17 protein-coding genes, 1 tRNA gene and 1 pseudogene are annotated in these 24,844 nt (G+C 46.2%); 15 read left to right on the forward strand and 4 right to left on the reverse strand.

Translation table 11 applies throughout. The features are described from left to right. Positions 1-27: 27 nt before the first annotated feature. The 3 genes from H1A11_RS04345 to H1A11_RS04355 form a co-directional block, all read right to left on the reverse strand. Positions 28-819 carry an ABC transporter permease gene (locus H1A11_RS04345; protein ID WP_005828082.1) on the reverse strand — a complete coding sequence of 264 codons (792 nt, stop codon included), beginning with the start codon at positions 817-819 and terminating at the stop codon, positions 28-30. Then, complete coding sequence (locus H1A11_RS04350) at positions 816-1,589, reverse strand: ABC transporter permease (RefSeq protein WP_131226440.1); 774 nt, start codon at positions 1,587-1,589, stop codon at positions 816-818. The genes H1A11_RS04345 and H1A11_RS04350 overlap by 4 nt, the downstream gene beginning before the upstream one ends. Positions 1,590-1,704: 115 nt before the next feature. After that, on the reverse strand, positions 1,705-3,090 hold the full coding sequence (locus H1A11_RS04355; RefSeq protein ID WP_181757758.1) for an ABC transporter ATP-binding protein: 1,386 nt from the start codon (positions 3,088-3,090) through the stop codon (positions 1,705-1,707). Between the two features lie 343 nt (positions 3,091-3,433). Here H1A11_RS04355 and H1A11_RS19690 point away from each other — a divergent pair. From H1A11_RS19690 to H1A11_RS04385, 5 genes and pseudogenes are all read left to right on the forward strand, one after another. Next, positions 3,434-3,585 (forward strand): annotated as a pseudogene (locus H1A11_RS19690) (mobilization protein); the annotation flags it as partial. A gap of 274 nt (positions 3,586-3,859) precedes the next feature. Beyond that, positions 3,860-4,750, forward strand: coding sequence for a DUF4377 domain-containing protein (locus tag H1A11_RS04370; protein ID WP_181757759.1), 891 nt, complete (start codon positions 3,860-3,862; stop codon positions 4,748-4,750). A gap of 99 nt (positions 4,751-4,849) precedes the next feature. Next, positions 4,850-5,980, forward strand: a complete 1,131-nt coding sequence (locus tag H1A11_RS04375) for a DUF4852 domain-containing protein (protein WP_229135093.1) — start codon at positions 4,850-4,852, stop codon at positions 5,978-5,980. Between the two features lie 381 nt (positions 5,981-6,361). Continuing rightward, a complete protein-coding gene (locus tag H1A11_RS04380) occupies positions 6,362-7,123 on the forward strand; it encodes an SDR family oxidoreductase (RefSeq protein WP_117600585.1) in 762 nt (253 codons plus the stop codon). 100 nt (positions 7,124-7,223) lie between these two features. Beyond that, positions 7,224-9,428, forward strand: coding sequence for an alpha-galactosidase (locus H1A11_RS04385; protein ID WP_117600584.1), 2,205 nt, complete (start codon positions 7,224-7,226; stop codon positions 9,426-9,428). Between the two features lie 324 nt (positions 9,429-9,752). Here the strand turns inward: H1A11_RS04385 and H1A11_RS04390 are convergent. Continuing rightward, positions 9,753-9,825, reverse strand: a tRNA-Lys gene (locus tag H1A11_RS04390). A 139-nt stretch (positions 9,826-9,964) separates the two neighbouring features. Between H1A11_RS04390 and ettA the strand changes: the two genes are divergently transcribed. The 10 genes from ettA (at position 9,965) to H1A11_RS04440 (ending at position 24,808) form a co-directional block, all read left to right on the forward strand. Then, positions 9,965-11,662: an energy-dependent translational throttle protein EttA gene (ettA, locus tag H1A11_RS04395; RefSeq protein ID WP_005828098.1), complete on the forward strand. Its 1,698-nt coding sequence runs from the start codon at positions 9,965-9,967 to the stop codon at positions 11,660-11,662. A gap of 224 nt (positions 11,663-11,886) precedes the next feature. Further along, positions 11,887-14,634, forward strand: coding sequence for a TonB-dependent receptor (locus tag H1A11_RS04400; protein ID WP_005828100.1), 2,748 nt, complete (start codon positions 11,887-11,889; stop codon positions 14,632-14,634). A 12-nt stretch (positions 14,635-14,646) separates the two neighbouring features. After that, positions 14,647-17,139 (forward strand): choice-of-anchor J domain-containing protein, encoded by a 2,493-nt coding sequence (locus H1A11_RS04405; protein WP_226791141.1) that lies wholly within the window; start codon positions 14,647-14,649, stop codon positions 17,137-17,139. Between the two features lie 97 nt (positions 17,140-17,236). Further along, positions 17,237-18,526, forward strand: coding sequence for a DNA/RNA non-specific endonuclease (locus H1A11_RS04410; RefSeq protein WP_005828102.1), 1,290 nt, complete (start codon positions 17,237-17,239; stop codon positions 18,524-18,526). Positions 18,527-18,673: 147 nt separating this feature from the next. Then, entirely contained in the window at positions 18,674-20,011 is a 1,338-nt protein-coding gene (locus H1A11_RS04415; RefSeq protein WP_117600582.1) for a DEAD/DEAH box helicase, read from the forward strand. 274 nt (positions 20,012-20,285) lie between these two features. Next, a complete protein-coding gene (gene serC, locus H1A11_RS04420; protein WP_005828105.1) occupies positions 20,286-21,353 on the forward strand; it encodes a 3-phosphoserine/phosphohydroxythreonine transaminase in 1,068 nt (355 codons plus the stop codon). A 110-nt stretch (positions 21,354-21,463) separates the two neighbouring features. Further along, a complete protein-coding gene (locus H1A11_RS04425) occupies positions 21,464-22,387 on the forward strand; it encodes an NAD(P)-dependent oxidoreductase (RefSeq protein ID WP_117600581.1) in 924 nt (307 codons plus the stop codon). Between the two features lie 47 nt (positions 22,388-22,434). Further along, complete coding sequence (locus H1A11_RS04430) at positions 22,435-23,682, forward strand: DUF1015 domain-containing protein (protein WP_181757760.1); 1,248 nt, start codon at positions 22,435-22,437, stop codon at positions 23,680-23,682. Between the two features lie 130 nt (positions 23,683-23,812). Continuing rightward, complete coding sequence (locus H1A11_RS04435; protein ID WP_117964488.1) at positions 23,813-24,388, forward strand: flavodoxin family protein; 576 nt, start codon at positions 23,813-23,815, stop codon at positions 24,386-24,388. 18 nt (positions 24,389-24,406) lie between these two features. Continuing rightward, a complete protein-coding gene (locus H1A11_RS04440; RefSeq protein WP_022401504.1) occupies positions 24,407-24,808 on the forward strand; it encodes an FKBP-type peptidyl-prolyl cis-trans isomerase in 402 nt (133 codons plus the stop codon). The last annotated feature ends 36 nt before the right edge of the window (positions 24,809-24,844 follow it).

The raw sequence follows: 24,844 nt of genomic DNA on the forward strand, positions 1-24,844 counted from the left end.
TTGATAACTTATAACTCATCACTCACATCAATCGTTTTTTGTCCGTTCGGCCCGCTTGTTGATTACAATCAGCAACACCAGCACCGTCACGAAGATGATGGTGGAGAGTGGCCGCAGTTCCGGCGTCAGTCCACCCTTGCGCGCATCGGCGTAGATGTAGGTGGAGAGCGTTTCCAGCCCCTGGTTGCCGATGGTGAAGATGGTCACGGCAAAGTCGTCGATGGAGAGCGTGAAGGCAAGGATGAAGCCGCTTATCATACCCGGAAATATCTCCGGAAGAATAACCTTGCGCAGTGCTTGGAACGGTGTGGCGCCCAGGTCGAGTGCCGCCTCGTAGACATTCTGGTTCATCTTCTTGAGCCGGGGCATTACGCTGAGCACCACGTAGGGTGTGCAGAAGGTGATGTGTGCCAGTACCACTGTGGTAAATCCTTGCGATATGCCGAAGCTGACGAACAGCAGGAACAGCGACACACCGGTGATAATGTCTGCATTCATCATCGGGATGGCATTGGCGAAGTTCATTACCTGCCGTGTGCGCGAGCGCAGGTTGAAGATGCCGATGGCTGCAATGCTGCCCAGTGCCGTGCTGGCGGTGGCGGCAAGCAGGGCAATGGCGAATGTGTTCCAGATAGCGTTCATCAACGAGTGGTGCATCCCGCCCGTGAACAGCGAGCTGTACAGCTTGGTGGAGAACCCCGTCCAGTTGCCCAGCACCTTTGCTTCGGTGAAGGAGAATATCATGATTATCAGGATAGGCGAATAGAGCAACGCCAACAGCAGCCACAAGTAGCCGCGGGTCAAGATTCGTGTCATCATATCATACCTCCGCTTTCATTCGATGCGCCGTCTTCCTCGTTGGTGAAGAGGACGGTGATGCCTATCAGCAGCAGCATGATGAGCGAGAGGGCGGCACCGTAGTTCCACATTCCATTGTAAATATTCTCTTGTACCGTGGTACCGAAAAGCTTGATGTTGTTCATCGTCAGCAGCTCGGCGATGGCGAAGGTGGATACCGTAGGCATAAACACCATTACTATACCACTCATCACACCCGGCATGGACAGCGGTAGAATCACCTTGCCGAATACGTGCGTGGGGGAGGCTCCCAAGTCTTGCGCAGCCTCAATCAAATTGTGGTCCATCTTCTGAAGGGTGTTGTAAATGGGGTATATCATGAACGGCAGGAAGTTGTAGACCATACCGAACACAAGTGCGCCTTCACCCAGCGGCAGGTTCAGGAAGTCGAACAGCGCTACTGTGGCAAGCGTACGTATCAAGATGTTCACCCACATGGGCAGGATGAACAGTACCACCATGGTGCGCGAGGCGTTGAATTGCTTCTGACTCAGGATATACGCCGCCGGATAGCCCAGCAGCAGGCAGATCAGCGTAGTGATAACGGCTATTCCGATGGAGTAGACAAACGTGTTCATCGCTTCGGGGTGCATCATGAACTTGCGGAAGTTGGCAAGCGTGAACGCTCCTCCGTCGTCCGTAAAGGCGTAGAGCACGATGAGCAGCAGCGGTACTATAACAAATACAAGCAGAAATAGCGCGTAGGGTACCGTCCAGTTGCGCCGACGCATAAAGAAAGTTATCATCTTTATTAAGGATTAAGGGATTAGGGATTAAGGATTAGGGATTAGGGATTAAGGGTGGAGGATAAAGAATTTATAATAGCTAACCCTTAATCCCTAATCCCTATTCTTTATTCCTTATTCTCACGTTTTCGGGTGCGATGATGATACCTACACGGTCGCCGTCGTCCCACACGTCGTTGGTGTCGACAAAGATGTCTTCGTCCCAGTCTGTAAACACGGTCAGGTGGTAATGGTTTCCTTTGTAGAGGATGAATTTCACTTCACCCGTCAGACGGCCGTCCTCTTCGTTGTCTTCGAGGATGACGTCCTGGAAGTCCACTTCCACTTGCACGCTGCTGCCCGGTTCGATGCCTTGCACGGGCAGGCATTCGAAGTTACAGCCCAGGCATTCTACGTGCGTTTTGTCCACCAGTTTTCCTTCGAAGGTGTTGCAGGTGCGTTCTTTCTTCATCACATGGATGTCGAAGGGTTTTACCAGCAGACCGACTTCGCGTCCTGCCTCGAAGGCATGGTAGTCCTGCACCATCAGCTCGTAGCCTTCGCGCGTTTGCACCAGCATTTCATAGTGTACGCCTTTGAAGATACAGCTGGTTACGGTGCCCGTCAGCTGTGCGGCGTCGGATACATCGAAGATGTAGATGTCTTCGGGGCGAATTACTACGTCCACCTGCATCTGTTCACCAAATTCCGTGTCTACGCATTCAAATTCGTGCCCGCAGAAGGTAACGGCCTTATCTTTTATCATGACTCCGTTCAAGATGTTGCTTTCGCCGATGAAGTCGGCTACAAAGGAGTTGATGGGCTCGTTGTAGATGTCGGTCGGCACACCTATCTGCTGGATGCGTCCTTCGCTCATCACAACGATGGTGTCGCTCAGGGTGAGTGCCTCTTCCTGGTCGTGGGTCACGTATACGAAGGTGATACCCAGCTTCTGGTGCATTTCCTTCAGTTCCATCTGCATGTCTTTGCGCATTTTGAGGTCCAAGGCAGCGAGAGGCTCGTCCAGCAGCAGTACTTCGGGTTCGTTGACGATAGCTCGGGCGATGGCTACGCGCTGTTGCTGTCCGCCGGAGAGGGAGTCCACGTCGCGGTCCTCATAGTCTGTCATGCCCACCATGCGCAGGGCTTGTTTCACTTTCTTCTCGATAGTGGCACCGGGCAGCTTCTTCAGCTTCAGCCCGAAGGCTATGTTGTTGAATACGTTGAGGTGGGGGAAGAGGGCGTACTTCTGGAACACGGTGTTCACCGGACGCTTGTGCGGCGGTGTCTGTGTGATGTCCTTTCCGGCAATGGTTATCACTCCTTCCGAGGCTGTCTGAAAGCCTGCAATGAGGCGTAACAGTGTTGTCTTTCCGCAGCCGGACGGTCCCAGTATTGTTACAAACTCGCCCTTACGGACAGACAAATTCACATCATTCAGCACGGCCTTGTCTCCGAAGAATTTCGATACATGTTCCACACCGATGATGCAATCGGACTTTTGCATAAGCGTCTTTTACTTTATCCAAACGAATTAAACGAATTTCGGGCTTTCAAAAAAGCGAGTGCAAAGTTACATAATTTATCGGGAATTTTCGCTTTACTCTAAAATTCATTATCCCTATGAAGTTAAAATAAACACATAGCGAAAAAGTAATTTTTGGTAAAGTGTAGATAATCAGCTGATATATCGTTTGTTACTTCCGAGCCGCAATACTCCGTATCGCTGAAAATTCCCCAATAAGGCAAGGGGCAAGCCCCTCTGCACACCCCGTCGAGGACGGTATTTCGCCGCCCTCAAAGATAGTTAGATTTATTGTTTCACAAGCCAAAAAAGAAAGGAAGGATATATGGATTTCGTAGTTTTACACATGGAAAGGCGCACGGCAGCGACAGCGGAACGACCGCACATATCGAGCGTTTCATCATTCCGAAGAACGCCGACCCCACACGCACCCTCCTAAACCGCAGTCTCATCGAATACCCCGACGGGGTGAAAGACCCCACGGACGGGACGAGACTGGTTCTTGCCATTGACCGAAAGCCCATTGTCGAGTGGTTCAAAGAGCAATTCGACAAGCTACGGCAGAGCATACACCGACCTATACAGCCGCAAAGGAAAGGCAGGGGAATGAAGATATAACCGTTTTATCTTGCTGGAAAACAATAAAAAGTGCTGTTCATAATGCCTTATGAATGGCACTTTTTATATATTTGCACACAAAATAAGGATAGAGCAAATAAAAGTAAATACAGAATCGTAAAATTTGACAGATATGAAAACACAAAAATTAGAAATACTGATATTATTCCTCTGTATATTCGGCTTTATAGGCTGTGATAACAAAGATGAAGAGGGTGAGAAAGTGACAGACTACAAGGAATATTCTCTAACCATTGCATCAAAGAAGATACCCGGTGTTTGTTGGTCAGACGGATTGAATCATTTATCTGATGTATATGCTGTAAAGAAAGAAAATGCCCAAGAATGGGAGAGCCTTGGAGTCATTGATAAATTTGAGTTTGAGAAAGGATATGAATATAAGGTAAAAATCAGTGAAACAAATTATTTGGATTATAGCATGGAAAATCCCGCATGGACGGAATATGAACTACTTGAAATAATATCTAAAAATAGGAAAGATTCAGAAAATTTGCCTTTACATTTTATCCCTAAATCATACTACGAGAATGTACAGCTTCCTAAATACAAATATGTAGTAGATGCAGATAATAATCAAAAACTTATTGAAGAAGAATTGGAAAAAGAATCTCTTATTCCTTTGGATTTTCACTATATATTTTGGCGGAGCGAAGACAAATTCCTAAGATGTATTGCAATAAAAGACGATAATAATACACTGGGACCGTGTATTATAAAAAACGAAAACAAAGCTCCGGAAGAAATGCCAGAATCTTACAAATTACTTCCTCCAGAGGGAAATGTGTTTGGTTATGGAAAATGGACTTTTTCAGATGAACAGGGAAATGAAACGAATTATCTTTCATTTGATGTGTTTATGGGTCGTTCTGCTAAATCAAGAAACGTAGATTTAACTCCCGATGTAGCTTATCTTTATAAAGACCTTTCTGAATACTACAAAAATAAATATCCGCAAGCCGGAGTAAAAACAGTTGTGGTTTCTTATGCCGTTTCTATTAAATAACATAAAATCCTCAGCGAGCATCAATTATCCTAATTATCATTGCAACTATTATAAGAATCTATTAATATGAGAACTATAGAATTAAGCATAAAAAAACGTATGAAAAGAATGAATTTGACCGCTTTATTGTTAAGCAGTGTCTGTTTGTTATGCCAACCCCTTCAAGCCCAACAGAGCATTGATGCTTGTGACGGTCGTACTTATAAAGTAGGCGACACGCTCCGTATTGGCGAACCATTGCCTTCGGGCTATCTATTTATTAGGCAGCTAAACGCCAATAATCAATTCGACAGTCTGGATCCGAAAAACTCAACCGGACGGACTGCCGTCATTACCGACATACCTACTTACCAGCCCGAACTCTATCAACAGTTCGGCATTTACCAACAGCCGGAAACGCCCCAAATAGTCTTTGCCGAACAAGGGGATTTCAAGATCGGCGTATATCTAAACATGGCTTTAAGCAAAGGAAACATCATGTCCGGACATCATGTTTCCCTTATGAATGGAGCTGTTGACCTTACCCCAGCTATCTTGTTCGCCTACGCACATAAGCTTTACGGCAAACCTATCGACACAACATCAGTTGAAACCTATGCCTCTCTCCGTGCTCCCAAACAATATGCAGAAGCAGCCAATGACCCGTTTGTACTGGAAGAACTCCGTACAACATACCGGAAAGAACTGGAACAAGCTGTAGCAAAGGCAGATTTCAATAAAGTGTTCCGCATCAAATGTTTCTCGGAACTCCAAATGTATGACATTAATCAACAGCATTTTCCGATTTCGGGCTTAACGTGTGTCGATGTGGAAACCAAGCAGAACAGAGAATTATCCCAACAAGGTTATTGCTTATGGGGAACTTGTGCCTTTCATTTCACTAACGCTCCGTCATTTACCACCCTGCCTTGCAAAAAAAACATTGCCCAAGGCATCTATACCATGCGTAAAATGACCTCGGCGACCTTGCCACCAACAGCTACCCTATATGTATATGTGCGCATCCTCCAACAGCCAGTATCACTTCCTGATAAACGTACCATGGTGATGCGTCCCGGAACCTCATTCGATTTCGAGTGGTCAACACTCCGTAAAGCATACGGTCAAAAAGCTTTGAACATGGAAATTGTACAAACAGACGGTTATTATAATGTCTTCCCTTATAACATACAAGAAGTGACATACAATTATCTTGGTACACAAACGTTACCTGAAAAGAACAATAAATAGTAATATGAAACTAAAAAATATCATTCTGACTACATTGGTAACAATCGCCCTGACATCATGTTATACATCCAGTCGAATAAGTAAATTCAGCTCTGAAAATATAAAATTGGTATAGATAAAATCTTTTCATAAAAAGATATGGAAAGCCTTTTAATAAGGAAATATCCTATATACAAGACAATCAAGAGAAAGAAAAATCTTCTATAAAGAAGAATTAAACAAAGGTACATGGTATATTATAACAACAGCTTTTACTTTTATTGATGATAAACTTATAAAGCAAGAGGTTGTAAAAGAAGAAAGGACTTTTCAAAAATGTGATTGTAATAAATAATAAGTAATACCTTTGCTGACAGTATTGATATAAAAAACTATTACACGATGGAAAAGAAAATTGTACTCATCACCGGAGCCTCCTCCGGAATAGGGGAAGGCTGTGCTCGCAAGTTTGCCATGAACGGTTACCGGCTTATACTCAATGGTCGTAATGTGGAGAAACTGAATGCTGTAAAGAAAGAATTGGAAGAAAAATTCGGAGCCGATGTGTATCTGCTTCCTTTTGATGTCCGCGATAGGCAGGCTGCTTGTGCCGCCCTCGAATCCCTTCCGGTGGAGTGGAAAGCGATAGACATACTGATTAACAATGCCGGACTCGTCATCGGAGTAGACAAGGAGCACGAGGGTAATCTCGACGAATGGGATGTGGTGATTGATACAGACGTGAAAGCGCTTCTCGCTATGACCCGCCTCGTAGTTCCCGGCATGGTGGAGCGCGGACGCGGTCATGTCATCAACATGGGGTCTATTGCCGGAGACTACGCTTATCCGGGCGGCAGTGTGTACTGTGCCTGCAAAGCCGCCGTCAAGGCCCTTTCCGACGGACTCCGCATCGACTTGGTGGATACTCCGGTACGCGTGACGAACGTCAAGCCCGGACTGGTGGAAACCAATTTCTCTGTCATCCGTTTCCGTGGCGACCGGGAGGCGGCTGACAATGTATATAAAGGTATACGCCCGCTAACCGGTGACGATATAGCCGAAGTGGTTTATTTTGCCGCTGCCGTCCCCGAGCATATCCAGATTGCAGAAGTGCTGGTGATGCCTGCCAACCAGGCTACCGGGACAATTGTCAGCCGGAAATAGAATTTGTATAAGAATATGATAAAATGATACTATTTTATCTTCGGGGAAACGTCTACATTTGCCCACAGCTAAATGATTATAGAATCTAAACAAGAAAAGCATGAATTTTAAGAAACGAACAAATTTCCTTTTTGGAGCACTGCTGCTGACCGGCAGTTTGTTGGCTCAAAACGTATGTGTATCCACTCCGAAAACTTCTTTGGTGCTTTCGGCTCCTGAAGGCGGTACACTGAGACACTTGTATTATGGTAACAGACTTTCTGAAACCGATTTGCTGAATATTGCCACGGCAGAAGCAGGCCACACGGCCTATCCCGAATATGGATTGAATACCCCCGTGGAGACGGCTCTTGCTGTGAAGCATGCTGACGGTAACATGACCCTCCAGCTTGAAGTGCTGAATGTGACTACCGAGAAGGAAGGAAATGCCGTGACGACTGTCGTGGCGCTGAAAGACAAAGTGTATCCCTTTTTTGTCAATGTCTGCTACCGAGCCTGGCAAGATGCCGACGTGATAGAATCCTGGACTGAAATTTCTCATCAGGAGAAGAAGCCGGTAGTGCTCAATCAGTTTGCCTCCGGCTATCTGCCCATCCGCCGCGGTGATGTGTGGCTCTCCCATCTCTCCGGTTCCTGGGCCAATGAGGGCTTTTTGACGCAGGAACCTCTCACTCCGGGCATGAAGGTTATCAAGAATAAGGACGGTGTGCGAAATTCTCATACCGACCATGCGGAAGTGATGTTCTCCCTTGACGGCCGTCCGCAGGAGAACACGGGCAACGTGATTGGCGCAGCCCTCTGTTACAGTGGTAACTACAAACTCCGCATCGAGACGCATGATGATGAATATCACCATTTCTTTGCCGGAATCAACGAAGAGAACTCTGCTTATTCCTTGAAGAAAGACGAGCTTTTCCGCACTCCCGAACTTGCCCTGACCTATAGTAACGAGGGATTGAGTGGCAGCAGCCGTAACTTCCACCGCTGGGCGCGTCTGCACAAGTTGGCGCACGGCACTACTCCCCGTAAGATTTTATTGAACAGTTGGGAAGGCGTGTATTTCGACATCAACCAGCAGGGTATGGACCAAATGATGGCGGACATCGCCTCCATGGGCGGCGAATTGTTCGTGATGGACGATGGCTGGTTTGGCGACAAATATCCCCGTAAGAACGACAGTTCATCACTCGGCGACTGGGTGGTGGACAAGAACAAGCTTCCGGACGGTGTCAAAGGGCTGTTGAGTGATGCCAAAAAGCGCGGCATCAAGTTCGGTATCTGGATTGAGCCGGAGATGGCAAACACCACTAGCGAACTTTACGAACAACATCCGGATTGGGTGCTCAAAGCTCCCGAACGCGACCTCGTACTGGGACGCGGCGGTACGCAGGTGGTGCTCGACCTTGCCAATCCTGCCGTACAGGACTTCGTGTTCGGTGTTGTTGACAATCTGATGACTTCTTATCCTGAGATAGACTATATCAAATGGGATGCCAATATGGCTGTCATGAACCACGGTTCCCAATACCTGACCAAAGAAAATCAGAGCCACATGTATATAGAGTATCATCGCGGCTTTGAGAAGGTGTGCCAGCGCATCCGTGCCAAATACCCCGACCTTACCATCCAGGCATGTGCCAGTGGCGGTGGCCGTGCCAACTACGGAGTGCTGCCTTACTTCGACGAGTTCTGGGTGAGCGACAATACCGATGCCCTGCAACGTGTCTATATGCAGTGGGGAACTTCCTATTTCTTCCCCGCCATAGCCATGGCATCGCACATCAGTGCCGCCCCTAACCATCAGACATTCCGTACCATCCCTCTGAAGTACCGCATCGATGTGGCTATGAGTGGCCGTCTGGGTATGGAAATCCAACCCAAGAACATGACAGAAGAGGAAAAGGCGCTTTGCAAGAATGCCATTGCCGAGTACAAGACCATTCGTCCCGTGGTACAATTGGGAGATATCTACCGCTTGATATCCCCTTATGACAAGCAGGGTGTGGCTTCATTAATGTACGTGGCTCCAGAGAAGGATAGGGCAGTCTTCTATTGGTGGAAGACGGAACACTTCTGTAACCAGCATCTGCCGCGTGTGAAGATGGCCGGTCTCTGTGCCGACAAGCAATACCGAGTACATGAGCTGAACCGCATAGATAATGTTCCCTTGAACTACGAAGGAAAGGTCTTCAGTGGTGCCTACCTTATGGCAAACGGGCTGGAGATTCCATACAACCATAGGGTGGACTACCACAAGCAGAACGACTATTCGAGCCGTGTGCTTTATCTGGAAGAGGTGAAATGACGTGAACAAAGGTGAGGTTTAGTCGCGTAAAGGTGAACTTGAGCAGTGTAAAGGTGAGGTTGATGGGTACAGTTGGTACAGTGGGTACAGCGGTCCTTTTGCCTCACACACGCATGTATATAAATAATGTACGCGTTATAAAGCAATGTACATAAGCGCATGTGTGTGAAGCAGAAGAGACGCTGTACCTACTGTACCAATTGTACCACTGTTTGGATGTCCAATCTTTTCTTTTCGTGGTAAGATGGAAACATAAAAAAGTCCTACAATACGTTGATATTGTAGGACTTTTTTATGTTTGTAGCCTTCTGGCTTTTTTCTCTGTGAACCGCTTGGGGCTCGAACCCAAGACCCCAACATTAAAAGTGTTGTGCTCTACCTGCTGAGCTAGCGATTCAATCCTTTAGTGCTGTTAAGCGGGTGCAAAGATAGATACTTTTTTGAAATTTGCAAAATAATACCATCTTTTTTCTTATCTTTGTCCCCATTAACCCTTGATATTAATCATTAATCACTGAACGTTAATCATTAAATACATGGCAACAGTAGACGATAAAAAGATTATCTTTTCTATGGTTGGGCTGAATAAAACCATTCAGCAGAACAACAAGCAGGTACTGAAGAACATTTACCTCTCGTTCTTCTACGGGGCAAAAATCGGTATCATCGGTCTGAACGGTTCGGGTAAATCGACCCTGCTGAAGATTATCGCCGGATTGGATAAGTCCTATCAGGGCGAAGTGGTGTTCTCGCCGGGATATTCTGTGGGATATCTGGCTCAGGAACCGTACCTCGACCCCACCAAGACCGTGAAGGAAATTGTTATGGAAGGTGTGCAACCCATTGTGGATGCGCTGGCAGAATACGAGGAAATCAACCAGAAGTTCGGCTTGCCCGAATATTATGAGGATCAGGACAAGATGGACAAGCTTTTCTCCCGCCAGGCCGAATTGCAGGACATCATCGACGCGACCGATGCCTGGAACCTCGACAGCAAGCTGGAGCGCGCCATGGACGCCCTTCGTTGTCCGCCCGAAGATCAGTCCGTAGAACATCTTTCCGGTGGTGAGCGTCGCCGTGTGGCCCTTTGCCGCCTATTGTTGCAGAAGCCCGACGTGCTTCTCCTCGACGAGCCCACCAATCACCTCGATGCCGAATCCATTGACTGGCTGGAACAACACTTGCAGCAGTACGAGGGTACGGTGATTGCCGTAACGCACGACCGCTACTTCCTCGACCACGTTGCCGGCTGGATTCTTGAGCTGGACCGTGGCGAAGGTATTCCCTGGAAAGGTAACTACTCCAGCTGGCTGGAACAGAAGACCAAGCGTATGGAGCAGGAGGAAAAGACTGCCAGCAAGCGCCGCAAGACGCTGGAACGTGAGTTGGAGTGGGTGCGCATGGCTCCCAAGGCCCGCCAGGCAAAGGGGAAGGCACGTCTGAACTCCTACGACAAATTGCTGAATGAGGACGTGAAGGAGAAGGAAGAGAAGCTGGAAATCTTTATCCCGAACGGTCCCCGTCTGGGTAATAAAGTGATTGAAGCCAAGCATGTGGCAAAGGCGTTTGGCGACAAACTGCTGTTTGATGATCTCAACTTCATGCTTCCGCCCAACGGAATCGTGGGTATCATCGGCCCTAACGGTGCCGGTAAGACCACGCTTTTCCGCCTTATCATGGGGCTGGAAAAGGCAGATAAAGGCGAGTTTGAGGTAGGGGAGACCGTAAAGGTGGCCTACGTGGACCAGCAGCATAAGGATATCGACCCCAACAAGAGCGTGTATCAGGTCATTTCCGGCGGAAACGATTTGATCCGCATGGGTGGACGCGACATCAATGCACGCGCCTATCTGTCCCGTTTCAACTTTTCCGGTGCCGACCAGGAGAAGCTCTGCGGAGTGCTTTCCGGTGGTGAGCGCAACCGTCTGCATCTGGCGCTCTGCCTGAAGGAAGAAGGTAATGTGCTGTTGCTGGACGAACCCACCAACGACATCGATGTGAACACGCTCCGTGCTCTCGAAGAAGGTCTGGAAGACTTTGCCGGATGTGCCGTGGTCATCAGTCACGACCGTTGGTTCCTCGACCGTATCTGTACGCATATCCTCGCTTTCGAAGGAGACTCCAATGTGTTCTTCTTTGAGGGCTCTTATTCCGAATATGAGGAAAATAAACAGAAACGTCTTGGGAAAGAAGAACCCACCCGTGTACGTTATAGAAAGCTTATGAATGACTGATTTCGGTGCGAATTTGAAAGTATATTCTTTTACTTGTTGACAATACGAAAGCTCTGCTGTAGAATGCAGGGCTTTTTTTGTTTAAAAATATCTCAAAAAAGCCTTTCTACCTTCAAAAAATGTAACATAAATATAACATTAATCTCGTTTTTATTAGTTATATTTGCGACTTAAAACATAAATTAATGTTTAATTAACACTATCTATTAACAAAAAACAGAATTATGAGAAAACATCTAATTCAATTCCTGTTGGTTGCAGTGTTGTCGGTATTTAGTGCCGCTGCATTTGCTCAGACTACAGTGAGAGGTCAGCTTGTTGATTCAGAAACAGGTGAACCGTTAGTGGGTGCTGCCGTCATGGTGGAAGGTACTACACAAGGATCGGTGACCGACATTGATGGCTATTTCAAGCAAAGCGTTGCTTCGAATGCGACATTACTATTCAAGTACGTGGGTTATAAAGACCAGAAGAAGAAGATCACGCAGAAGGGCGCTTCTGTGGATTTGGGTGCTATTCCAATGGAACCGGATGCTGTGATGCTGAAGGACGTAGTGATTACATCGTCTATTGCTGTGGCACGCAAGACTCCGGTTGCTGTATCTACTGTCGACCCCGTATTTATTGAAGATAAGATAGGTTCTCAGGAGTTACCGCAAATCTTGAAATCTACTCCGGGTGTTTATGCTTCTAATGAGGGAGGTGGCTTTGGTGATTCCAACATAAAGATTCGTGGTTTTAAGTCAGAATATGTGGCTATGATGATTAACGGTGTACCCATGAACGGAATGGAAAACCAGAAAGTATACATGAGTAACTGGGGTGGTTTGATTGATGTGGCCAGCAGTATTCAGGTACAACGTGGACTTGGTGCCAGCAAGGTGTCAACTCCTTCAGTAGGTGGCTCACAAAACATTATAACCAAGACTACTGATGCCAAGAAAGGCGGCTTCATCTCTTACGGCATGGGTAATGACGGCTACAGTAAAGTGATGTTCAGTGTCTCTTCCGGTCTGACAAAAGATGGTTGGGCCTTTACTTTATTGGGTGCCAGAGATAAACGCGACGGTTATATTCAAGGTACGGAATCCGAGGCCTACACTTGGTTCATGAGTATTGCAAAACGTATCAATGACAACCATCAACTTTCATTTACAGCTTTTGGAGCACCTCAGTGGCATAATCAGCGTAATATGGCAAATGGTTTGAATATCAAGGAGTATCAGCGTGTAAAACAATGGATGGGTGAGGAAAGTCCCTATCGTTACAATTCTACTTTCGGTTATCGCAATGGACAAGTGATGAACTCTTCACGTAACGAATACCATAAGCCCCAGATGTCTCTTAATCATTTGTGGCAAATCAACCATAAGTCAAGCCTCAGTACAGCAGCTTATATGTCTATCGGTACTGGTGCGGGCTATAGTGGTACGGGGGTAACGGGGTACACCAGCTCTTGGTACGGTACGGCCAGTGATGGTACGGTGAACACTCAGTTCCGTTGTCCTGATGGTACTTTTGATTATGATGCTGTGGATAAGCTTAATGCAGATAACTATACTAATCCGGTGAATGTGAGTGGAATGCCCGGTTATAAAGGTTCGCTGATGATTATGAACAAAGCCTCGAACGACCATTTCTGGACAGGATTGATTTCTACTTATACCACTAAGTTTGGTGATTACTTTGATTTCTATGGTGGTATTGACTTCCGCTATTATAAAGGTTTGCACAAGAATGTCATTACCGATCTTTTTGGAGGGCAGTATTATGTAGACTCTTATAACCGTAAGAGTGTATTGGCTGAGAATAGTGTGAATGGTGGAGTCACCTCCTGGGTAAACCAGAAGTTGGGAGTAGGAGATGTGATTCGTCGTGACTACGACGGTTTTGTGATGTACGAAGGTGGTTTTGCCCAATTGGAGTATAATAAAGATAAAGTGAGTGCATTTGTTTCAGGTGGTCTTACAAATACCAGTTATTGGCGTAAAGACCGTTTCTATTATAGTGGTGACAAACAGCTGTCTTCGAAGAAGCATTATTTGGGAGGCAATGTGAAAGCTGGTTTGAATTACAACCTTGATGATTACAATAACGTATTCTTCAATACCGGATTTATCAGCCGTGCTCCTATTTTTGATAATACCTTCATCAATTCTCAGAGTTCACATGAGCGTAATCCTGATGCTAAGAATGAGAAAGTTTACTCTTTCGAATTAGGTTATGGATATCGTAGCCAGTATTTCTCAGCCAATGTAAACGCCTATTATACTATGTGGAAAGACAAGGCTTTATATGATACCGGATCCTATGAAGACGTAAACGGGGCTTCTCAGCGTTGGACAATGAACATGACCGGTGCGCAGGCTAACCACATGGGTATAGAGCTTGACTTTATTGCCAAGCCTTTCCGCTGGATGGAAGTTAACGGTATGTTCTCTTGGGGAGACTGGCGCTGGAATGGGACAGCGAAAGGCTTCATGATGAATACTGAAGGCCAAATTATGGCGAATAGCCGTGGTGAAGTGGTGACAGATATGAGTAATGTAGATCAGTACAAGTATACCATTGAAATGGATAATGTACAGGTGGGCGGTTCTGCTCAGACTACAGCTGCTTTGGGAGTGACATTCCGCCCAATGAAAGGCTTGCGTCTTAATGCAGACTGGAACTTCTTTGCACGCAATTATGCCGATTATGACATTGATGCGAGCCAAGCCACTCAAAAAGAGGCTTACGTGGTGGAAAAACCTTGGGAGATTCCTTCATGGAGCACATTTGATGTAAGTGCAGGATATACCTTTGACTTCGGTAAGATTCGTGCTACACTGAGCGGCAATGTGAACAACTTGTTCAACCAAGAGTATATAGCCGATGCACGCGACGGAAGTAACCATGACTGGGAGACGGCCACACGTGTTATCTATGGTTGGGGACGTACTTATACTGTAAGATTGAAGTTGAATTTCTAAGCGAACATATTTATGAAAAAACATATATTATTAGGAACCGCATTGGCTTCGCTGTTTGCACTCGGGGCCTGCGATTATAACGAGGATAATTTCCCCGGATTTGATGAAAAAGAAACCATCACGGATGTCAGTACCGATACCCTCGTATTGGCTGATGCCCATTATGGCAAAATAGCTTCTATGCCGAAGAACCAAGGGATAGCTCTCGCCAAGGATCCCGAGGGGCAGACTTATCTTACGGCATTGAACCAGCTGGGTAAAACCAAGATGTTTACTGATATGGTAGCTCCCGAAGACTATCTGCCTGCATTTGTCGATTCGCTCTACGCATATCTGTCAGATGGTTCCAAGGTGCTGGTACAGTACAATATCGGCAAGGAGCAACCTGAATATCTCTCGAAGATAAACGAAGCTCAGACTTTCGACCTTACTTCTGACAATTATGCTACAGTATGGGGGGAAAGCATGGTAGTGAAATATCTCACCCCTTCTACGTTGAAGAAGCTTCCTGCTTTGTTGAAGGAAGGTATCAAGAACCCGAAGACGGGAGATGTGTGCCAAGTGAATTACGCTTGGTCGGAGACCGAGCCCAGTACAGGCGGCGGTGCAGTGAAAATGGTATACCAGAAAGTAACTTCTATTGATGCCGAAGGAGGTAATTATGTCATTGTGGCTCCGACGAAGGACAATACTTGGATTCCTTTCGGTCAGTTCAAAGACCCGGATAAGACGTATGGTTATATGGAGGGTGAACCGGTAGAGATTGCGGATGGTTTCATCACCAGCGATGTGTCCAATCATATCATGACACTTACTCCTACGGAAAAAGGTTTCACTATGCAACGCCCGGATGGCAAGTTCATCTATCAGAGTGGTACGTTTAACAGCTTCAACATCGGTACTTCCATACCCGAGGGTGGGGATTGGAGCTTTGCTTACAACTATGACCGTAAGGCATTTGATGTGAAAAATGTGGAAAAGGACAAAATCATCAAGCTGAATTTCTATGAAAAAGGAAACTCTTATTCATACGGTTCTTATCCGAATGCTACGTTGGGCATTTATATGAATGAGTCGTTCAATGGAAACGAGGGCGGTTTCACTACTCAGAATGTGAAACTTACCGGCACGTTGTCCAATGTATGGAAGGTGGATGGCAAATATGGTTGGAAGGGTAGTGCCCATGTGGGAGATAGCGATTTTGAATCGGAAGCATGGGTGGTTTCTCCTATTATAGATTTAGCAAAAGCGAAGGCTCCTCTTCTTAAGGTAGATATTGCCATTAATTTCTTGAATGGTAACAATCGTGCTGATTTTATTGAACTGCTGGCTTCGGAAGATTATGTGGATGATGTGGCTGCTGCTGAATGGAAGGCTCTGAATGTACCTCAATGGCCGGAAGGCAAGAATTGGAATTATGTAAATTCCGGTGATATTGACCTGAGTGCTTACGAGGGCAAGAAGATAACCATTGCTTTCCGTTATAAGAGTACTACAGAGTGTGCGCCTACTGTAGAGTTTAAGAACATGTCACTTACAAGTACCGTATCAGGGTATTATGAGGGTGTGGATATTTATAAGGAGATTCCTGAATCAGAAGCTGAAATGCCTGCTCGTGCCGTTACCCGTGCATCAGACGTGAAGCCAAATGCTTCTGCTCTCTATCAGTATGACGGTTCGGCTTGGACTGCCTACGAAGAAAGCGCAAGTATCGGTATCCGTGTGATGCAACCTGCCGATTATGTTTCTACCGGTTCGGACTATTTGAGCGATGCTGATGCCGTATTGCCCGTTTATCTGAAGAATGCATTCCCTTACGCACAGAGCGGGGATGTCAAGGCAGTAGTTTATTTCGGAAATAAGGAGTATGATGTGATGGCCGATGAATATGGCTTCGATGGCACTGCATGGGCGAAGAAGAATACCGAAACGGAAACTGCAGAAATGGCATTCCTGAAGACTGACGGCAAATGGATGGAAGCAAAAGAGTATTATAGCAATGACTTTGCTGGTGAACTTCATAACGATGCTCAGATTGTGAATGTGAAGCTTGATGGCATGAATTATGTATGGAGTGCAGGTGCAGGTTATACCCGTATCAAGGCAAGCGGTTATTATCAGCGTAACCGCGATACGGAGGCATGGCTTGTAACCGGTGAGGTAGACCTTACCGAAGCTATTGCCCCACAGATGGTATTCACTGCTTCGGCAGACTATTTGTATGGAGGCAAAATTGAGGATGCAGTGTCTGTACATGTATCCGAAAATTATATCCCTGCGGCTTCTACTGCTACTGATGAAGAGAAGATTGCAGCATTGCAAGGAGCGGCTTGGAGTGATCCGTTGTCGTTCGAGTGGCCTACAAGCTCTAAAGAGATCGAAATGCGTACTTCCATGGCCGACTATGTGGGCAAGAAAGTATATGTGGCATTCCGTTATGCAAGTAATACTGACCCTGGATTTGCTCCTACATTCTACATGAGTAACTTTGTGGTGAAGGAATAATTCCTGAGGTTGTGCAATAGACAATGTGGTAATGGACAGTAAAGTCCATTACCACATTTGCATTCTTAGTATCGTAAAATCAAATTTAGAAACATAGATGAAAAAACTGTCTTACTTATTTCTTTTGCTGGTCGGAATTTGGCTGGCTGGATGTGATGATTCTTCAGAGGCTTCGCTCATTCCCGAGATAATACCTACCGAGCAAGGTTCGGATACTTACGTGATGAAGGGCTATGAGTCGAGCGACAATGGTTTCAACGTGTATAAGCCCAAGGCTATCGGCACCCCTTTCTATATCCAGTCCAAAGCTTTTACCGGGCGTAATTACGCATTTGCTCCTGTTAATAGTGAGTCGCTGGAAGGGCTTACTGTTGTTCCGTCTGCCGATGCTTTCAGCGAAAGCGTTGAGGTGAAACCCTCTACGTGCTATTGGGTGCGTTTCAACCGCTACAATCATTATCAGATGGGCAAGCTCCGCGTGGCCTATATTCACGGTAATGAAGTGGGCATAGAGTATGTGGCTTCTGAGGATATAGATGTGAAAAATGCCAATATTGCTGATAACAATAAAGCAGACAATCTTGAAATCCCAGCTCTCAATGCAACCAATCAATATATTGAATACTATGCAGGCGTGTCTGATGAGGAAGGTGCCGGGCAGGTACTCAATTTCTCTTTGGAATACATCGCTTCCAAGAAGCATTCGGCTTGGGTGGCATTCAGTTTCGACCCGATTACTGCGCAAGACAACGTGAAGCGTGCCAACGAGTGGAATCAAGACGACCCCAATATTGACAACAGCGTGGAGGTGACTGAATCCATGCATAAGAGCGATGGGTACGACAAGGGGCATCTTTGTGCCAGCGAAGACCGTGTGTACAGTAAAAGTGCCAATAAGCAGACCTTCTACTACAGTAATATCTCGCCACAGATAGGGAGTTTCAATCAAAAGTATTGGGCGGCTCTTGAGAAGCAGGTGCAGACTTGGGGACGTTCCACCATCAATGGCACATACGACAAACTTTATGTCGTGAAAGGTGGTACTACTGACCGTTTGCTTACCAATTTCACAGGTGTGAAGAAAGCCAATGACGGGCTTTATCCCACCACCAATGCCGACGGGCTGACACTTGGCGGACTCATTTGCCCCAGCTATTATTACATGGCTCTGTTGAGCGAGAAGGCAGGGGTTTATCATACTATCGCTTTTTTAGTCCCTCATTCTGAATTATTGCCAGAAAAACCTGGAAAAGATGAATTTATGGTTTATGCCGTTTCTATTAAAAATTTGGAGTACGAAACTGGTATCGACTTCTTCTGTAACCTGCCTAATGAGATAGAGAAGACTGTAGAAGCTACTTATAGTGCTGACGATTGGGCTTGGTAAAAGCTTCAGAAACTATAAGGAGAGTCTCCCCTTTTAGTATGACGGGCATGCCATGATTTAGGTAGCTTTCTTAAAAGCTGTTTTCGTTTTGATGGAAACTGACTTCTTATCTGTATCTTTGCATATTGATTAAAAAAAGAGATATTCATGGAACTTTCGGATATACTTCATAATTTGAAGATACAAGAACTTACTCCGATGCAGGAGGCTGCTAAGGAAGCCTATCAATCAGCCCAAGATTTAGTGCTTCTTTCGCCTACCGGTTCGGGTAAGACACTGGCTTTTCTCCTTCCGCTGGTACAGACCTTGAAAGCGGATATACAAGGTGTGCAGGCTCTTGTACTAGTACCTTCACGCGAATTGGCTTTGCAGATAGAAACTGTGTTCAAGTCTATGGGAACTCCTTTCAAGGCTATGAGCTGCTATGGCGGACGCCCTGCTATGGAAGAACACCGGACAATGAAAGGCATTCATCCCGCCGTCATTATCGGTACTCCGGGACGTATGAGCGACCATTTGAGGAAAGAGAATTTCAATGCCGCCACTGTCGTCACTCTGGTGATAGATGAATTCGACAAGTGTCTTGAGTTCGGTTTCCATGACGAGATGGCAGAGGTTATCGGGCAGCTTCCCTCACTGAAAAAGCGTGTGCTTCTCTCGGCCACCGATGCAGAGGAAATACCGCAATTTGCCGGAGTAGGAGGTGATTCCCCGTCTTCCGGCTCCCGGCTCATGAAGCTTGATTTTCTTGCTCCGGAAGCCCTTGCTCCGCGTCTGCGGCTGCATAAGGTCGTTTCTCCGGAGAAGGACAAACTGGAAACCCTCTATAACCTGCTTTGTACCCTCGGCTATCATTCCACTTTGGTATTCTGCAATTATCGTGAAAGCGTGGAGCGTGTTGCCGGGTACCTGCAAGCCAGGAAGTTCCCTTGCGACATGTTCCATGGCGGTATGGAGCAGCCCGACCGCGAACGTGCGCTTTACAAGTTCCGCAATGGCAGTTGCGCCGTACTGATATCTACAGACCTTGCCGCCCGCGGACTGGATATTCCGGGTATTGAGAATGTGGTGCATTACCATCCTCCCGTAAACGAGGAAGCCTATACACACCGTAATGGACGTACTGCCCGCTGGGAGGCATCGGGAAATGCATATCTTGTTCTGCATGTCGAGGAGCGGGTACCCGAGTACATTTCTGAAGACATCGCAATGTACGAGTTTCCGGAGACGCTTCCCAAACCGGCCAAGCCCCGATGGGCTACCTTATATATAGGTAAAGGGAAAAAGGATAAGTTGAACAAGATAGATATTGTCGGCTTCTTGTATAAAAAAGGAGGGATGGCGCGTGAAGACGTCGGGCAGGTGGATGTAAAGGAACACTATGCCTTTGTAGCCGTGCGCCGCAGTAAAATGAAACAATTGTTGACGCTGGTACGCGGTGAAAAAATCAAGGGAATGAAAACTGTTATCGAGGAAGCAAAGTGATTTATCTTATAAATATTCATTTTATTTGCGCTTATTCTTTTGAATATGAAGTAATGAAACCGCCTTGCTTTTAGTTTCTCTAAAAGTATTATCCTTGATAAGTAAAGATAACAAAATGGTGCATATATCTTGTATAAACCATTAAAAAGTAAGCTAAATGCGGCTTAAAAATAGAATTTCATCAGGAAAGGTTTGTTTTGAAGAAATATTTCCGTAATTTCGCAAAGTCGAAAGACATTAATGAACGAAATTGTATAACCAAAACAAACTTCAAATGAAAAAGCATAATTTCAATGCAGGACCTTCTATCCTTCCTCGTGAGGTGATTGAGAATACGGCACAGGCTATTCTTGATTTCAATGGCTCAGGCCTCTCACTGATGGAAATCAGCCACCGTGCCAAAGACTTCCAACCCGTTGTGGACGAAGCTGTGGCATTATTCAAAGAATTGCTCAATATCCCCGAAGGATATTCGGTACTGTTCTTGGGCGGTGGTGCCAGTTTGGAATTCTGCATGGTACCCTTCAACTTCCTTGAAAAGAAAGCTGCTTACCTGAATACGGGTGTATGGGCCAAAAAAGCCATGAAAGAAGCTAAGGCATTCGGTGAAGTAGTTGAAGTCGCTTCTTCCGCTGAATCTACTTATACTTATATTCCGAAGGACTATACAGTGCCTGCTGATGCAGACTATTTCCACATCACTACCAACAATACAATCTACGGTACGGAACTGAAAGAGGATTTGGACGTAAACGTTCCGATGGTGGCCGATATGTCTTCTGATATTTTCTCCCGTCCTATCGACGTATCCAAATATATCTGTATCTATGGTGGTGCGCAGAAGAATCTGGCTCCTTCCGGTGTTACATTCGTCATCGTGAAGAATGACGCGCTGGGTAAGGTATCCCGCTATATCCCGACCATGCTGAACTATCAGACGCATGTGGATAGCGGCTCTATGTTCAATACTCCTCCCGTTGTCCCCATCTATGCAGCCCTGCAGACATTGCGCTGGATTAAGGCAGAGGGTGGCGTGAAGGAAATGGAACGCCGTGCCATCGAAAAGGCCGATATGCTGTATGCTGAAATTGACCGTAACAAAATGTTTGTGGGTACGGCTGCCAAAGAAGACCGTTCACGCATGAACATCTGCTTTGTGATGGCTCCCGAATACAAGGAATTGGAAGCTGACTTCTTGAAGTTCGCTACCGAAAGAGGTATGGTAGGTATCAAGGGACACCGTTCTGTAGGTGGATTCCGTGCATCCTGCTATAATGCCATGCCAAAGGAAAGCGTGCAGGCTTTGATTGACTGCATGCAGGAATTTGAGAAACTTCATTAATAATATTGTTTTTCACCACAGATTACGCAGATTTGCACAGATTGTTTTTATGATTAAACTCTGTGATAATCTGTGTCATCTGTGGTGAGTCTTTTTAATATCATGAAATTATGAAAGTATTAGTTGCAACAGACAAACCGTTTGCCAAAGTGGCAGTAGACGGTATCCGTAAAGAAATAGAAGCAGCAGGTTACGAACTCGTGTTGCTGGAAAAATATGGTGAAAAAGCCAAGCTGCTGGAGGCTGTGAAAGATGCCAACGCTATCATTATCCGCAGTGACATCATTGATGCTGAAGTGCTGGATGCCGCCAAGGAACTGAAGATTGTGGTGCGTGCCGGTGCCGGTTATGACAATGTGGACCTGGAAGCAGCTACTGCCCACAATGTATGTGTAATGAATACTCCGGGACAGAACTCCAATGCTGTGGCCGAGTTGGCTTTCGGCTTGATGGTGATGGCTGTCCGTAATATGTATAACGGTACTTCCGGTACGGAACTGATGGGCAAGAAACTGGGTATCCACGCTTATGGTAACGTGGGGCGCAACGTAGCCCGTATTGCCAAAGGCTTCGGTATGGAGATTTATGCGTTCGACGCTTTCTGCCCGAAAGAAGTAATCGAGAAGGATGGAGTGAAGGCTGTGGGTTCTGCCGAAGAGCTTTACTCTACTTGCGATGTCGTTTCCCTGCATATTCCTGCAACTGCCGAAACGAAGAATTCCATCAATTATGCATTGGTGAACAAAATGCCGAAAGGTGGCCTGCTGGTGAACACAGCCCGTAAGGAAGTCATCAATGAAGCCGAGCTTATCCAGCTGATGGAAGAGCGCACCGACTTGAAATACATGACCGACATTATGCCTGCTGCCAATGAAACATTTGCAGCCAAGTTTGCCGGACGTTATTTCTCTACACCGAAAAAGATGGGGGCCCAGACTGCCGAAGCCAATATCAACGCAGGTATTGCCGCTGCCAAGCAGATTGTAGGCTTCCTGAAAGACGGTTGCGAGAAGTTCCGCGTAAATAAGAAATGAGATGAATAGTAAGACTATTCTCAATAATCCATATAAAACACTCTCTTATGGCTATAATAAAACCCTTTAAGGGGATTCGTCCCCCTCAGGATTTGGTGGAACAAGTAGCGTCCCGTCCTTACGACGTATTGAATTCTGCAGAAGCACGTGCAGAAGCGGAAGGTAATGAGAAGTCCTTATATCATATCATCAAGCCAGAAATAGATTTTCCCGTCGGTACGGATGAACATGACGAACGTGTTTATCGGAAAGCTGCAGAGAACTTTCGTATGTTCCAAGAGAAAGGCTGGCTGGTGCAAGATGATAAAGAAAACTATTACGTCTATGCCCAGACCATGAACGGCAAGACACAGTACGGTCTTGTTGTTGGTGCCTATGTTCCCGATTATATGAACGGCGTTATCAAGAAACACGAGTTGACTCGTCGTGACAAAGAAGAGGACCGTATGAAACATGTTCGGGTGAACAATGCCAATATTGAACCCGTGTTCTTTGCCTATCCCGATAATGCTGCGCTGGATGCCATCATTTCCCGTTATACAGCCGGGAAACCGGTATACGACTTTATCGCTCCGGGTGACGGTTTCGGTCATACCTTCTGGATTATAGACAAGCAGGAGGACATTGATGCCATTACCCAAGAGTTTGCCCAAATGCCCGCCCTCTACATTGCCGATGGGCATCATCGCAGCGCCGCTGCCGCTTTGGTGGGTGCAGAGAAAGCCGAGCAAAACCCCAATCACCGTGGTGACGAAGAGTACAATTACTTCATGGCCGTGTGCTTCCCTGCCAACCAGTTGACTATTATTGACTATAACCGGGTGGTGAAGGACTTGAACGGCATGACTCCCGAAGAGTTCCTGGCCGCTGTGGGCAAGAATTTCATCGTGGAGGAGAAAGGTGAGGACATCTATAAGCCGTCCGGACTGCATAACTTTTCCCTCTATCTGGACGGAAAGTGGTACAGCCTTACTGCCAAACCGGGTACTTATAATGATAACGACCCCATTGGTGTACTGGATGTAACCATCTCCTCCAATCTGATACTGGATGAAGTGCTTGGCATCAAAGACCTCCGTTCCGACAAGCGTATCGACTTTGTAGGTGGCATCCGTGGTTTGGAAGAGTTGAAGAAGCGGGTGGACAGCGGTGAGATGAAAGTGGCATTGGCCCTCTATCCCGTTTCCATGAAGCAGCTGATGGACATCGCCGATACGGGCAACATCATGCCTCCCAAGACAACTTGGTTTGAGCCGAAGTTGCGTTCGGGGTTGGTGATTCATAAACTGGACTAAATGAATTGATATAAACTGAAACGGGGATGTCTTCCACTAAAAGACATCCCCGTTTTTTTCGGATTAAAACAGAATAATAAGGTTATTATGTAGAAAATGCCGACCTTTGCCGAAAAATTGAGAGTATACAATGAAGGTATTGATTCTTAACGGTAGTCCCCGCCGTCATGGCAACATGTCGAAAATGTTGGAGCTGATGAAGCAGGAACTTGAAGGTTGTGGAGCTGAGACTGTTTATATAGACGTTCCGCGGTTGCAGGTACATCCCTGCATCGGTTGCATGAAGTGTCGCAGTTCATTGAAGTGTTGTCTGCCCGAGGATGGGGCACAGAGAGTGTTGCAGTCTATGAAGGAAGTCGATGCACTGATAATCGGTGCTCCTTGCTATTGGGGAAACATGCCGGGAGAAGTGAAAGTGCTTTTCGACCGTATGGTTTACGGCATGATGGGGGAGAACTCCTGGGGAATGCCCCTTCCGCTTCATAAGGGTAAGAAAGCGATTGTGGTAAGCACTTGTACTACCCCTTATCCTTTCAATATTCTCTATAATCAGACGCACGGTGTGGTGAAAGCTTTCAGGGAGATTCTGAAATGGAGTGGTTTCAAGATTGTGAAAACCATTGAGAGGGGAGGTACTAAGAAGCATCCTGAGCTGACGGAAAAGGATATGCGGAACTGCAAAAAAGCAGTGCACAAATTATTGTAAAGCATTGAAAAAGTCAATATGAGTAGAAAAGAAGAATATAAATTGCAGAACGAACAGTTTCTGGAGCAGTTGCGTACGGCAGAAGGAATCAAGGAATTGCCTTGCGGCATACTTTATCGGGTATTGGAGGAAGGCAGAGACGGTCTGACACCACGTCTCAACAGTGTAGTATCTGTACATTATAAAGGCACGCTTATCAATGGGCGTGAGTTCGATAATTCGTGGAAACGGAATTGTCCGGAGGCTTTTCGTCTGAATGAAGTGATTGAGGGCTGGCAGATTGCCTTGCTACGAATGCATCCCGGAAGTCGTTGGATTGTATATATCCCTTACACCATGGGATACGGTACACGTACCAGTGGACCCATTCCGGCGTATTCCACACTGATATTTGAAGTGGAATTACTAAATATCTCGTGACACTGCTGAACAATTTGCTTTTTTATCTTGTTCTCA

Origin of the sequence: Bacteroides sp. CACC 737, assembly GCF_013874375.1 — a bacterium.
In the GTDB taxonomy this organism is placed as follows: Bacteria; Bacteroidota; Bacteroidia; order Bacteroidales; family Bacteroidaceae; genus Bacteroides; species Bacteroides uniformis.

What these genes read in the sequence shown, in the direction of transcription:
- H1A11_RS04415 (WP_117600582.1), top strand. Translation starts at nt 18,674, where the DNA reads ATGGAACTTTCGGATATACTTCATAATTTGAAGATACAAGAACTTACT.
- H1A11_RS04405 (WP_226791141.1), top strand. Translation starts at nt 14,647, where the DNA reads ATGAAAAAACATATATTATTAGGAACCGCATTGGCTTCGCTGTTTGCA.
- H1A11_RS04370 (WP_181757759.1), top strand. Translation starts at nt 3,860, where the DNA reads ATGAAAACACAAAAATTAGAAATACTGATATTATTCCTCTGTATATTC.
- H1A11_RS04430 (WP_181757760.1), top strand. Translation starts at nt 22,435, where the DNA reads ATGGCTATAATAAAACCCTTTAAGGGGATTCGTCCCCCTCAGGATTTG.
- H1A11_RS04440 (WP_022401504.1), top strand. Translation starts at nt 24,407, where the DNA reads ATGAGTAGAAAAGAAGAATATAAATTGCAGAACGAACAGTTTCTGGAG.
- H1A11_RS04410 (WP_005828102.1), top strand. Translation starts at nt 17,237, where the DNA reads ATGAAAAAACTGTCTTACTTATTTCTTTTGCTGGTCGGAATTTGGCTG.
- H1A11_RS04385 (WP_117600584.1), top strand. Translation starts at nt 7,224, where the DNA reads ATGAATTTTAAGAAACGAACAAATTTCCTTTTTGGAGCACTGCTGCTG.
- H1A11_RS04380 (WP_117600585.1), top strand. Translation starts at nt 6,362, where the DNA reads ATGGAAAAGAAAATTGTACTCATCACCGGAGCCTCCTCCGGAATAGGG.
- H1A11_RS04375 (WP_229135093.1), top strand. Translation starts at nt 4,850, where the DNA reads ATGAAAAGAATGAATTTGACCGCTTTATTGTTAAGCAGTGTCTGTTTG.
- H1A11_RS04425 (WP_117600581.1), top strand. Translation starts at nt 21,464, where the DNA reads ATGAAAGTATTAGTTGCAACAGACAAACCGTTTGCCAAAGTGGCAGTA.
- H1A11_RS04350 (WP_131226440.1), bottom strand. Translation starts at nt 1,589, where the DNA reads ATGCGTCGGCGCAACTGGACGGTACCCTACGCGCTATTTCTGCTTGTA.
- serC (WP_005828105.1), top strand. Translation starts at nt 20,286, where the DNA reads ATGAAAAAGCATAATTTCAATGCAGGACCTTCTATCCTTCCTCGTGAG.
- H1A11_RS04355 (WP_181757758.1), bottom strand. Translation starts at nt 3,090, where the DNA reads ATGCAAAAGTCCGATTGCATCATCGGTGTGGAACATGTATCGAAATTC.
- H1A11_RS04345 (WP_005828082.1), bottom strand. Translation starts at nt 819, where the DNA reads ATGATGACACGAATCTTGACCCGCGGCTACTTGTGGCTGCTGTTGGCG.
- H1A11_RS04435 (WP_117964488.1), top strand. Translation starts at nt 23,813, where the DNA reads ATGAAGGTATTGATTCTTAACGGTAGTCCCCGCCGTCATGGCAACATG.
- ettA (WP_005828098.1), top strand. Translation starts at nt 9,965, where the DNA reads ATGGCAACAGTAGACGATAAAAAGATTATCTTTTCTATGGTTGGGCTG.
- H1A11_RS04400 (WP_005828100.1), top strand. Translation starts at nt 11,887, where the DNA reads ATGAGAAAACATCTAATTCAATTCCTGTTGGTTGCAGTGTTGTCGGTA.